Below are 12,904 nucleotides of genomic sequence, written 5' to 3'. Positions count from 1 at the left end.
ATTTTTCTAAGAAGGAAATTATCAGTTTACTGTTAATAATCCTTCCCCCATATCTTAGGAGGATTTACGGGTAATTTTTTTATAGCTGATATTGAATGATTTGAACTCTTATTATGTCCTTCTGAATTTAAAGACTTATTGATGTCTAATGAAAACTTTTCATTTACCATCCTATTTTTAAAATTCTCATCTTTACTTTCAAGAATCTGCTTAAAATCCATTTGAGCTTGCATGAGCCAGTTTCTGAAGTTACCTTCCAGGTCCAATTCAATGCCTTCTGGCATTTCCCATCTATCAGAAAAATCTTCTGCCGGATTTACTGGATTAGGAATACGAGGTGAGGATGGGTTTATATATCTTGGCATTTTCTCTAGAATATTCATTAACGCTGCTGACAAATCTGTCTCTCCACTGTAAGCTCTTGCTGCTAATGTAGTAATGATGATGGAGATAGGTTTCCGTTTATCGTCTGCAAACATATTATCCCGGTGCCTTTTCATTAACTGAATACAGCGTTGCAAAACTGATTTCTGCTTATAGACTTGTATGGGAACTATACTAGTTCTCTCGTTTAATAGTATTAATTTAGAAGAATTTATCCTACTCTGGAACCATCTTAAGTAACCTTGTGGGTTACTTGCAGGCCATTCTGGTGAAATTAATCCATAGTTTTCATGGCGATCATCGGTAATGTTAATAGCAAATTTTGCCACATTCTCGCTAAATTCATCAGGGTACTGATAAAATTCATTAATTCTTTGTTCGTAGATCTTTCTCTCCGCATCTCCTAAAGGAATACAGGGAACAACATCAATGTGAAATTTTATCTCGTCCTGATATTCCAATCTCCAACAACGATGCTTAGATTCTGCCTTCTCTTTAATCCCTTTTGCTTTCCGGTAGGCTTCTAGTTCAGTTCCCAAACTTTCCTTTAAGTATTTTTGAGAATGCATCGACTTATAGTCGCCAATTTTTACTTTACAGCCAATGTCTAAATCGTATTCTTCCTCTTCTTCAATGGGTTTTATGGTTGTACCTAAAGCAAATGATCCCTGAGGGAAGACTTCTATAGCTGTTTTTTCAAAAAGACTACCCTCTCGATCAAACCATTCTCCTAAAGACTTATATCGTCTTACAGCTTGTTCGACTACATAATCAGGAAGATCTAACTGTTCAACCATTGTTAGTAGTACTGATTCTTGTTTACTTTTTACCATTTGCAACTCTCCATTCATAAAAAAACTAAACTTTAAAAAACGAACATATATTCTGTATTAATTCTACATATAGACACTTAAATTGTCAACTCATACTATATATAGTGTATTTTGTTGAAATATTATTTTAAGTAACTAAATTTAGAGAAGTTTTAAATCGATTATTCATCTCCTCATCAGAGTAAGCATCCTTTAAAACTTTATCTTGTATATCGAATGGAATAAAACCTAACAGGGATGGATCATGTTGCTATAGAAGCACGTACTGACTGGTAAACCTACTCCTTACTTAACTCATAAAGTTGAAATAGAAAAGATTCCGAATGACTTTCTTCGGAATCTTTTCTATTTTCGCTTTGCTGTCTATATCTATTTCTTAAGATTTTCACTAGGTGTCAGCAACTCGTCAGCATTTTCTAAGTAGCGATAATATGGGTATCGTTACTTAGGATATTCTATTATTTTCACGTCAGTGATTTGAAATGACTAAATAGCTACGACTTCTTATTTAATATAACTAACTGTTATAAAATTTATAAGACATAAGTAGAATGATTTGGAAAAAATGTGTAAAATTAAATGTGTTAATAGAAACCATGAAATTAGAGTGAAGTGTTGTTAAAGTAAAATAACGGAGCTTTATCATCATTAAATATAGACTCTATATTTTATAGAAGGATTGGTTAGAATGGCTTATAGCGAAAAGATATTTGAAGCTCAAAAAAAAGCATTAAACCAAGGAATAGCAACTAAAATCCTAGATTTAATGGATAAGTTAAGGCTAAATTCAAATAATAAAGATTCAAAACGTTGGATATGGGAATTACTTCAAAATGCTAAAGATGTATCAAATGAAAATAATAAAGTTAAAGTTAAACTAAATTTAGATATAATCCAAAAAGTATTAGAATTTAGTCATAATGGTAAGCCGTTTAATTCTGAAAATATTACTTTTTTAATTGAGCAAGTTTCTACTAAAGATCGGAAATTTAATGAATCAAGTAAACTTAATACTATAGGGAAGTTTGGCACTGGTTTTCTTACTACCCATTTGTTATCTGAGATTGTATCTATTAGTGGAGTTTTAAAAGAAACTGATGAGCCATACAAAAAAATAGACTTAGTAATTGATAGAAGTGGAAGAGACATTGATTCAATTATACAATCGGTTGAACATTCAATAGAGCAATTACATAGTATTGATTCTTCTCCTAATATAGAAGATTACGACTCAAATGAATTAAATACTAAGTTTACATATAAGCTGAATGATAAGGGTATTAAAGTTGCTGAACAAGGTATTATGGATTTGCTTAATAATATTATTTTCACATTAGTTTTTTTACCAGAAATCGAATCTTTGTATATCGAAAATAAAAATATTAAATATGAATTAAAGAAAGAAATTCAAACTATAAATGAATTTATATCCCTTCATACAATAATAGAAACAAATAATTCATTTATAAAAGAACATAAAATTATTTCTATTAATAAAAATAACGTAACAGTGGCTGTTCAAATAGAAGAAATACAAAATCGTATTTTTATAAAAAAATTTAGTAAATCTGTTCCAAAATTATTTTGCCACTTTCCGTTAATTGGTACAGAAAGTTTTCCGTTTCCTTTTATTATTAATAGTCCCAATTTCAATCCTACAGAGCCAAGAGATGGTGTCTATTTAACTGATATTGATGAAGATAAAATTATTGAAAATAAATTAATCCTATCTATAGCCCAAGAGCTTTACTATGAACTATTAATTAAAGCATCAGAACAAAATTGGGGTAATATGCACTTATTCGCTGATAATCTAAATTTACAAATAAATGAAGATTGGCTTTCAATTGATTGGATTAAAAAAAATATACTAAATCCAATAAAAAATAAACTTATTCATACTCCAATAGTCGACACACATTTAGGACAAAGAGTTTCTATACTAGATGAAGAAGGAAAATTAAAAATATGGTTCCCTGCACATAAAGACTCTAAAATTAGGAATAAGATTTGGAAACTTTGTAGCTATTGGATACCAGAAAAGTTACCGGTACAAAAGGATATAGATAATTGGTATAGCGTTTTATGGACAGATTACAAAAATCTTACTTTAAACAAAATTTCTGAAAATTTAGAAAAAACTGTAAATGTAAATAATTTAGAATCAATTCTTTCAACAATAGACGTTTATGAATGGATAAATTGTTATTTTAATTTATTAAATGAAGAAGAAAATTTTATAGAAGAGATAATTGGCGACAAGTATTCGGTTATTCCCAATCAAAATGGAATTTTTAAAAATAGAACTGATCTTAATCTTGATAAAAATATTGACGAGGAATTAAAAAATGTTTTAGCTATATTAGGCGAGGATTATAGGGAAAAATTATTACATAAAAAAATTTTTACTGGAGACAAAATACAATATTCTTCCAAAGAACAAAAAGATGTTATTAACAAAATAAATGAATTAATTTCAAATTCTAAAAATAAAGAAGCATGCTTTTATATGATTTCGTTATTCTCGATTGATGAGTCATTTCCAAAAGAACGAGAAGAGATTTATAATTTTTGTAGAGCTATATTCAAAGATCAAATCCAAGATAAGAAGAAAATAATGCACTGGTCGATAGAAATTTGGGAAAGTGTTGATAAGATAGTAATAGAAAATTTGGTAACCGAAATCTCCAATAAAGAAAATCTTGATATTCTATCAGAAAAATTACAGACTTACAGGGTAGATACATTAAAATGGCTTAATGATTTAATATCTTTTCTTAATGAAAATGATTATGGTTATTTAGTAAATGATAAAGAAATTCCTATTTTACCAAATCAAAATGGTGTTTTTCTTATAAAAGATGATTTGTTTTTAGATGATGGTACAACTGATAATACTTTAAAAGATATATCTAAAGATTTGGGTATAGATATAAGAAAAGATTTACTATGTGTTGAGATTTTTTTAGATTTACCAGATAGTAGAACTTTAAGTCAAAAAGATATCGCCGATGAAATTTCAAAATCAGTAAAAGAGCTATACCGTGACCCTTTAGTTAGTGAAGAAACAAAAAAAACATTTAGAAAATTATTATTGTGGTTCAATGAAAACAAGGAGGAAGCAATAGAATTTTTTTCCGATCTATATAAAAATAAATATAAATTGTATGATGACACGGAAATTGCTGAAAATATGGAAAAATCAATAAAGTATGATGAGATAATGGATAAATTCAACATCAAGGACTATAAAAGTTTAGAAAATATACTGGAAAATAAAATATACAGTGAAGATTATCCAGGAAAAGGAATCAAACAAGAATTAACTGAAGACATGTTAGTTCAAATGGGAATTTCCTCTTTGAGTGAATTGCAGATTGCCTTCAAGGATAAAGTATTTTCAGACAACTTCATTCACATTTCTAATAAAGATTTGTTTAAATTTGAATATGTTCAAAAAATTATCGACCGTTCTATAGATAATGTTTTTAAATACTTAGAAAGTAAATCGGAATATAATATAAAGGATTGTGAACAAATAGCTAAAACAATTTATTCAGTTACAAAAAATGGTGAGGAGATTTATATTATTATTAGACCTTCAGATTATGACCAAATAATAATTTATTATGACTCTGAAAAAGACTTACTAGATTATGAAAAAGATTGTGAATTATGGGTTGACAATGGGGATTCATCACCTCAAAAAATTACTTTTGGAAAGATATTAAAGATAACTGGCATTAATAAGATTCCATTAAGAAAAATAGTTTGAGAGGATACATTAATTAATGCGCGATGAAATTGATAAACTTATAAAAAGCAATAATATTGAATCAATCATATGTAAACCAATATTATTACCATCAAAAAAAATGGCTAAGATAATAAGTGGGCTTTCAAATTCAAATGGTGGTTATATAATTATGGGTGCAGATAAAGAAAGTAATAAAATTAGGATAGTTGGTTTAAGTTCCGATTTTAATACGGATTCAATTATCAGTAAAACTATCAACTTATTAAATCCAAAGCCAGAAATAGAAATAAAAAATCTGCTTATAGAAAATAAAAACATACTAGGTATAAAAATTAAAAGATCCAAAGAAACTATCTTGTTTGAAAATGGTAAGTATATATTTGAGCATGGAGATCTTATTAAGTGTAAAGGTGAGATAATATTGGACAAAAGCAAAGTATTTATAGTTCATGGGCATGATAATTTAGCTAAACAAGAAACAGCAAGATTTGTTGAAAGTTTGGGTTTAAAAGCAATAATATTACACGAACAAGCTAGTGGAGGTAATACTATTATTGAAAAAATAGAAGCTTATTCTAACGTGGGATTTGCTATTATTTTATATACTCCATGTGATTTAGGAAAATCCAAGGATGATAAAGAACTGAATTCAAGAGCGCGTCAGAATGTTGTATTTGAACATGGATATCTTATGGGGAAAATAGGTCGTAATAATGTTTGTGCATTAGTGAAATCACAAGTAGAAAAACCAAATGATATTTCAGGAGTAGTTTATGTAGAGATGGACGATAATGGGTATTGGAAGAATATGCTAATTAAAGAAATGAAAAGCTCTGGTTATGAAATAGATGCTAATAAACTGTATATATAAACTATCTGCTCATTTATTGAACTGAACCCCGAATAATGGACACTTTAAAAAAGTGACCCCTATTCGGGGTTCAGTTCAACATAGTTTGCCCTCTCTCTTTTTACTACTCTTAACTATTCAACACTTCATGTTTAATAGTTGGCTCTACCTCTTCAATAGTGATTTTCTTTTTCCCTCTTAAATTTTCTAACTGTAGTTTTGCTGCTGGATCTACGTGTTCATATTCAATTCCTGCAAAGGATTTCAAAATAGCTTCAAATACAACTTGTGCTCCCATTGGCGGCACTGCCATTCCAATTTGTTTTCGTACAGCTTCTTTGCTTCCGGCGAATACAAAATCATCTGGAAAAGTCTGGAGACGGGCTCTCTCTCTATTAGTTAAAGCTCGTAATTCTTTCCAATGATACATATGCGTTCCGCCACCGCCACTGCCAGTTACCGTGTATGCAGGACGGTCAGGATCTAACCTCTTATAAATAGAGCTCATTCGCGCTCCTTTTACTTTCAACTGCAAATGTTCAGGAATTCCTGGATACCAGGCATTACTGCCCGGCGGTATGTAGCTCAGCATTTCCTTTACTTTGTCTGTATGTTTCGGCATATCATGATTCGGTGCATCTTGCGGAATCGGCGGATTTGTAATGGCTTCAGCCGAAGTTTTATATTCTGTTGATGCTAACGTGGTTGGAGCCGGTACTTTGAATTCAATTCCCTCTTTAGCCAAATCGTTTCGGATACCAACAATGATAATGCGGTGTCTTGCCTGCGGTACGCCATATTCCTGGAACTTGTACAAATGAGGAGTCAGTTTGTATCCGCACTCTTCCAGTTCAGTCAAGATTTGAATAAAGGCTTTTCCTTCATTGGCGCTTTGAAGCCCACCGACATTCTCAGCAACAAAAAATTTAGGCTGGTAATCTTTTAATACTTTAACACCGTACGTGTATAAGGGACCGAACTTGCCTTCAAGCCCGCGTGTTTCCCCCACTATACTAAAGTCATTGCACGGAAACCCGAACGCAAAACAATCAATATCTCCTAGAATGGATTTATCCCCAATTGGCAGATTTTCGACTGGACCCCAATGAACCGACGCATCATCTGGATTCTCACATATATTTAACCGATACGTTTCACACGCTGTAGCATCATAGTCATTTGACCAAAGATGCTCGATTCGAAACTCTTCTCCTGTTTTTGGATGAACGACACGTGCCTTTTTTGCTGCTAAACTTAGCCCGCCCGGACCGTTAAAAAGTTCGCCTTTTTTAAATATCATTTTAAAATCGCTCCTTAGTGGCTATTTTTATACGAAAATACGTTCTTGCATACCCCTATGCTTTTCATTGTACACTCAAATTCAAAAAAAAGCAGCCCCCACCACTTAAGTCAGTCTACTTCGCTAAATAGTGGAAGCTCTTGGTAGTGTATTGTGCAGATATCGGGGGAATAGTAGAAAAAAGCGAGGGGTATGCTATGGCAGATAAACTTACCAAGGAACAACGCAGAAAAAACATGCAGGCAATCCGTTCCCAGTCGAAGTTGGAAAATAAAGTGTCGCGTATGCTTTGGATTAAAGGATTTCGCTTTCGTAAAAATGACCGAACGCTGTTTGGTAAACCCGATATTTCCATTAAAAAGTATAAAGTCGTGGTTTTTATTGACTCCTGTTTTTGGCATGCCTGCGAGATTCACGGGAACCAGCCGAAAAGCAACCAGGAATACTGGATTAAGAAACTTGCAAGAAATAGAGAACGAGATCGGGAAGTAACCGAGTACTATACTGAAAGAGGCTGGTTCATTAAACGAATTTGGGAGCATGAGGTGAAGGAAGATGCAGAAAAAACGGCCGAAGAATTGGCACAATTTATTCAAAAAGCCAAAGAGCTTCCTTCCTGAAGAAGAAACTCTTTGGCTTTTCGTTTTTTTAGTTATTTATCTTCAGAGCGAATCATTTCTCCAACTGTTCGATATCCTTGGTTGGTGAAACAGGACATGAAAAGACGCTTTCTTTCTTCTGTATCGATTTCATTGTCGAGACAATAATCTAAGAAGCCCAGGAGTGCATTTGCTGTTATCAAAGCACCTTTAATGTTGCTGCCTGGAATGGTAACGTTAGCTTTTTCAGTGATTTTTTTCAGATTGAGCTCTCCACTCCAATCACTTACAGTTACATAACCAAATGAGGATACGTTCTTTCCTTTATAGCCTTGATAGTTCGGAAGATATTCAGAGCCCATATGAGAGGCTAAATTTGCTGAAAGAGGAAATTTAGGCCGATACATTTTGGCATCTATAATACAGATGTTTTCCTCATCTGTATTAATAAGAATTTCAATTTGAGTTTGTACGTTCGCTCCAACTGATTTTGGACGCAATTCTACATCAAAGCCTATGGCCTTCAAAATTTCTGCAGTTTTATCTTCAAAAGTACGGTCATTTTCTTCATTTAAATACGATTCAACAAAATCTTCATTCAGAGCTGAATATTGTGGGTCCGCTAATAACGCGGCGTACTTCCGAGCTTCTCTATCCGTCAGTTGCTGCTTTAGAATTGCTAAAATCTCCTCTTCTGACATTGTCTGAATCAATGGATATTTAGCTAAAAGCTGATGAGCCTTGAGCAAACTTTTAGCTGAATTGGTAGCTGGCGAAATTGAACCGTATGAACTTGCTTTGTAACTGTCCACATCCAGTCCGGCATGTTCAGCATAGCGTTCTGGCGAGATCAGATAGCGTTTGCTGAACGGATATCGTACATCTAGTTCAGTCAACTTCTGTGCTGTATTCTCTTGTTTCTCAGCCGGAACCCGCAATGCATCTCCCCGGACATAATCAGCAAGCTCAGTGTAATCGCAAAGCATCATAAATGTATGGGCTACATCGCCGTGGGCAGCCGCAAAGTCGCGTGCTGCTTTATCGGAGCGTTCTCGATGCTCAAAGGCGGCGGCGATTTGATTTTTCATTTCCTCTTTAGCTGACACATCAGCCTCACGGAATTGCTTGATTTTTTGGGTTACGCTTAGAAGATCTTTATCCTGATGGGCTGTCAGCGCAAAGAATACAATCTCTTCTTTGGTAATGTAATAATCCAGTTCCTTTTGATTCACTAAGCGAATCAGGAAACGCGCAGGTCTAATTTGAAAATCTGCTTCAAATTTCGGCCGAAATCCACTGTCTAAGAAATAGGCATTCGGAATCTGCAACGTTAAAATCTGCTTTGCAACGTTTTCGCGAATTTTAGCTCCTGCTAGCAGAGCCAGTCCTGCTTTCGTAGGCTTTAACTTTCCCAAGTCGTCGAGATAAACATAGCTGAATGTCCGTAACATCGCAGCCCATGTTCGTCCGCCAGAACCATCATTGCTGATGTTTTGCCGTTTCAACCCGTCATTAGCTAGAACTTCTTCAAATCGCTTATGCAAGGCTCGCTCTCCCGACCACTTTTCACTGAAATTGTTTGTGGTTGTTTGTAACGAACGCAGGGCATCTACATGGAATACCGGATCGCGTTCAGGCCGAGTGATAAACCATACTTTCCTTTCACTGCTCATCTTCTTCCCCCTCTTCTGAATCGCTGCTCGTTTTCAAGATTGTCCGAATCTCTCTCAGTGCTTCTTTTTCGACAGCATCCAATTTATTTTTAGAACTCAGAATCCCCCAATAGCCGATCAAGTCAAGAAACAGCTTTTCTTCGGATTGGATAAAATCCAAAAGATGGGCATCCTCTTCGACAACCAAATTATTTAGTGCGTTTGCTGTTTCGATTGCCGCAGAAGTGAAAATATCACGCAAGAAGATTGCCTCAATATCTTTTCCTGCTTTCTCCTTGGATCGTTCATTTGCTACTGCTAGCATACGAAGAAAAGAAGTAATCTGAAGGTCTTCCAGCTGATTAAATGAATTGTTAAACCAAGATGGAGCTCTCCCTGTACCAATGCTTAAATCTCTGTGAGTCAGCTGAAGATTTTTCTCTTTTAATTTGGCATCAAAGTTTGTCAGTAGCTGATACATCAACACTTTTTTGACCATTTTTTGAATAACAGAAACGTTGATAAGCATTCTCCTTTTTTATTTATTAGACCATGGCTTCATAATAAACAACAAACAAAAGCAAGAAGTGACCTTACAAGGTCATTTCTTGCTTTTGTTAAAATTTATTTACTATTCATAAAAGAGTAATCAATTTTTAATGGATCCTGCTACTTTAATATTCAGGTTTTGTACTAGATGATGGATTTCTGCTGAACTTAATTCCCCTAAATCGACGCTTTCGGGAGTATATATATTTTTTGCGAAAAGAAGTGTTCCTGCTAGACGCAAAACATTATTGTCGGGAGTTATAATCTCGAAAACAGGTTGCCCTTCTGTAAACATTCCATGGTCACTTACTACTATGGCAATGTCGTCACTATAGTCGACTATATCAATACCCGTGCATTCAAGTATTTCATGAAATTTTGCCGTTTGTTCTGGACCGGCTACCGAAGATATCTTTTCTATTTTTGCAAAAGGACTCATATTTTCCATATTGAATCCAACTATGTAGACTTGTATTTCTTTAGTTGAAGAATTCATGGTTCCACCTCCAAGGAAGCTAAATTTATTGCTGTGACGGAATTTTCTCGCCTTAAGTAATTAATATCTATATAATCTCGTGATTATTATCTTATCATAAGAGTAATTATACAGTTTAAAGTTGTGACAATCCGGTCTTGTCACAACCCGTTTGAAGTTTAAATTTACTGTTTTCAAGCAAAAAACAAAAGATGTTTTGGAGTTCTGCTTCTTTTGTGGAACTTAGATTTGTATAGGAAAATACAAGCTAATACGTTTTTCAAATTGTACCTATTTGTGGTTTTCACAAAATAAAAAAGCTCAGTTAGTTAGCTGAGCTTTTTAAAAATTTTTTTCACATGCAACATAAAAGTACAAGTGAGTTGAACAAGGAAAAGAACTGCCTAAGCAACCAAGTGATGTTCTGTTAAAGCCCCTATCGTGGAACCTTGACTGTGATTTGAGCTTCTTGATCAAGTTTCATATTTGGAAGCTCTATTGTTTTTAAAATGATGTTCCCACTATCTGTTGGCTCATTATAATACAATTTATATTTATTTTTTCCAGTAGACGTAGGATAACCTCTATCTTCTATTAAATCATTCCCATCGGTGTCTTCCACTGATAATTGATTCATTTCAAAATTAGCCCCAAAGGGGAATGAACTTGTCGATTCAAAGTAAAGTGCAAACCGACCATTTTCTTCTTCGATTTTAGTCACCACGAGGTCGCCCATTTCACCTTGTGAGATTGTTAAAGGTAAATGATTTTCTTCTAAAGCAGCTGTAATCTCCTTACTTTCCTTGGTGAACGGCATAAAGAATGGACTAATTGTAAGACCAGTTACTTCCTCACTAAGTGGTTCGAATACATATTCGTAAAGCATACTCTCATCATCTCCCGAACCAGACGCATCAATCATCGGTATAATTGTCCCTTCTTGATCTAATAAGTGTAGCTGAAGTACCTGGTGTTCATTGAAGATTTCTTCAACAGTTCCTTCATATAAAATGTGCAGACTGACAGCTGAGTTTGTACTCTCAAATTTTTTCACTTCATATGAAATGCCACCTAGTTCAGCCGTTTGCCCTGTGGTTAAATTAACACTATTATTATTTGTTTTTATTACATGTGTTTCAAAATGCCAATCACCTTTTGTTTTACCAATTTGATATATTGCAACGGATAAGTCAAACTCATTCGGTAATGGTTTAGTTGGATGAACTTGAATGAGCCCAGAATATTGCCCGTTTGGTAGATACTCTCCTGTCATTTTTTCCGAAAAGTTAATGACTTCTCCGTTTACTTCAATATGAAGTGGATAAATTTCTTCTGCCTTATCTTGAACGAATGAAAACGCAAGACGTGAACCATCATATAACACATCCTCAATCGTTAATGAAACACCATTACTCGTTATTTTTTCGTTTAGAGATGTTGCATTTTCATCATTTATTGCAACTTGCAAACCTTTATCTCCTACTGATGTAAAAATTGAATCGAATATTGGTACTTTTGCAAGGACACTAGCCATGGTCGGTGAAATGAATCCTGATCCAATGATTAGTCCAAATGTGGCAGCACTTGAAAGCAGTAACATTATTACCTTTTTTCGTTTAGGAGTATCTCTTTTTCGGCTAGGCATTAGCCCTTCTTCAATCGCTGCATCTAACTTTTGAAAAGGTACTTGAATTGAATCAATTGATTTTTTAATATCCTTGTTCATTCACTTGTCCCCCTTGATAATACTGTCTTAACTTTTGAATTGCTCGGTGTAAATTCGACTTCACTGTGCCTTCTGGACAGTTTAAATAATCGGCAATTTGTTGCACAGGTAAATCTCTGTAATAACGAAGAATAATGACCGTTTTATATTTTTCCTCTAGCTGTTCGATTGCTTGCAATAAATCCATATTTTCTTCAATCTGCATATTGGGTGAAGGTTTTTCCACCATTGCTTCTTTGAGTGGGATGATTTTCGATTTTTTTCGCAAAACATCTAGTGCCGTGTTGATAAGAATCTTTGTTAGCCATGTACTGAAGTACCTTTCTTCTTTTACATTCCTCATATTGGCATAGGCTTTCGTGATCGTTTCTTGAACGATATCTAATGCATCATTTTCGTTCTTCACATATAAATAAGCCATCTTATAGTAACGGGTTCTGTTTTGAAGTACAAAAACCAAATAAGTAAAACAAAAGGGATATCAATTCGTATATGAATTGGTGTCCCTTATTTAATTGGTATTTCTTTATTTGCGTATAGAATTATGAATTTTTGGTATACAATTGGTATAAGAAGAAGTTCACCTACAATAGTTAGTGTAAGACGAAAAATGCTACACCAATTACTATACCTTTTAATAAACTAATTATTACCACAAAAAGGGAGATGGTCAGAATTAAATATATTAAGCCAAAGTACGTGAATGTGGAACCAATTGAATATAGGTTATCGGAGAAAACCCGCAAATTAATTTGTCATTATGCTGACTACACAGGATT

General features: G+C 33.8%; 10 protein-coding genes. 3 read left to right on the top strand and 7 right to left on the bottom strand.

All coding sequences use genetic code 11. The annotated features are described in order from the left end of the window. Positions 1 to 32 precede the first annotated feature (32 nt). Entirely contained in the window at positions 33 to 1,217 is a 1,185-nt protein-coding gene (locus ACHUE4_RS09580; protein ID WP_394189394.1) for a nucleotidyltransferase domain-containing protein, read from the bottom strand. A 688-nt stretch (positions 1,218 to 1,905) separates the two neighbouring features. On the opposite strand from ACHUE4_RS09580, the gene ACHUE4_RS09575 reads away from it, so the two are divergent. Both ACHUE4_RS09575 and ACHUE4_RS09570 read left to right on the top strand, forming a co-directional pair. Then, positions 1,906 to 4,992: a sacsin N-terminal ATP-binding-like domain-containing protein gene (locus ACHUE4_RS09575; protein WP_394189392.1), complete on the top strand. Its 3,087-nt coding sequence runs from the start codon at positions 1,906 to 1,908 to the stop codon at positions 4,990 to 4,992. A 16-nt stretch (positions 4,993 to 5,008) separates the two neighbouring features. Then, a complete protein-coding gene (locus ACHUE4_RS09570; RefSeq protein ID WP_394189390.1) occupies positions 5,009 to 5,845 on the top strand; it encodes a TIR domain-containing protein in 837 nt (278 codons plus the stop codon). 109 nt (positions 5,846 to 5,954) lie between these two features. Here ACHUE4_RS09570 and ACHUE4_RS09565 read toward each other — a convergent pair whose 3' ends face one another. After that, positions 5,955 to 7,124: a DNA cytosine methyltransferase gene (locus ACHUE4_RS09565; protein WP_394189388.1), complete on the bottom strand. Its 1,170-nt coding sequence runs from the start codon at positions 7,122 to 7,124 to the stop codon at positions 5,955 to 5,957. Positions 7,125 to 7,321: 197 nt separating this feature from the next. On the opposite strand from ACHUE4_RS09565, the gene ACHUE4_RS09560 reads away from it, so the two are divergent. Further along, positions 7,322 to 7,744 (top strand): very short patch repair endonuclease, encoded by a 423-nt coding sequence (locus ACHUE4_RS09560; RefSeq protein WP_394189386.1) that lies wholly within the window; start codon positions 7,322 to 7,324, stop codon positions 7,742 to 7,744. 32 nt (positions 7,745 to 7,776) lie between these two features. Here the strand turns inward: ACHUE4_RS09560 and ACHUE4_RS09555 are convergent, their stop codons facing one another. The 5 genes from ACHUE4_RS09555 to ACHUE4_RS09535 all read right to left on the bottom strand — a co-directional run bounded on the left by ACHUE4_RS09555 (position 7,777) and on the right by ACHUE4_RS09535 (position 12,585). Beyond that, a complete protein-coding gene (locus ACHUE4_RS09555; protein ID WP_394189384.1) occupies positions 7,777 to 9,396 on the bottom strand; it encodes a restriction endonuclease in 1,620 nt (539 codons plus the stop codon). Further along, positions 9,386 to 9,904 (bottom strand): hypothetical protein, encoded by a 519-nt coding sequence (locus ACHUE4_RS09550; protein WP_394189382.1) that lies wholly within the window; start codon positions 9,902 to 9,904, stop codon positions 9,386 to 9,388. Before ACHUE4_RS09550 ends, ACHUE4_RS09555 begins: the two co-directional genes overlap by 11 nt. Before the next feature lie 120 nt (positions 9,905 to 10,024). Continuing rightward, positions 10,025 to 10,420 (bottom strand): hypothetical protein, encoded by a 396-nt coding sequence (locus ACHUE4_RS09545; protein WP_394189380.1) that lies wholly within the window; start codon positions 10,418 to 10,420, stop codon positions 10,025 to 10,027. A gap of 415 nt (positions 10,421 to 10,835) precedes the next feature. Continuing rightward, positions 10,836 to 12,125, bottom strand: a complete 1,290-nt coding sequence (locus ACHUE4_RS09540) for a DUF4179 domain-containing protein (RefSeq protein WP_394189378.1) — start codon at positions 12,123 to 12,125, stop codon at positions 10,836 to 10,838. Then, positions 12,109 to 12,585, bottom strand: coding sequence for a sigma-70 family RNA polymerase sigma factor (locus ACHUE4_RS09535; protein WP_394189376.1), 477 nt, complete (start codon positions 12,583 to 12,585; stop codon positions 12,109 to 12,111). The genes ACHUE4_RS09540 and ACHUE4_RS09535 overlap by 17 nt, the downstream gene beginning before the upstream one ends. Positions 12,586 to 12,904 lie beyond the last annotated feature (319 nt).

Source organism: Paenisporosarcina quisquiliarum (genome assembly GCF_043641925.1).
GTDB lineage: Bacteria > Bacillota > Bacilli > Bacillales_A > Planococcaceae > Paenisporosarcina > Paenisporosarcina quisquiliarum_A.
This window is presented reverse-complemented; position numbering and strand designations above follow the sequence as displayed.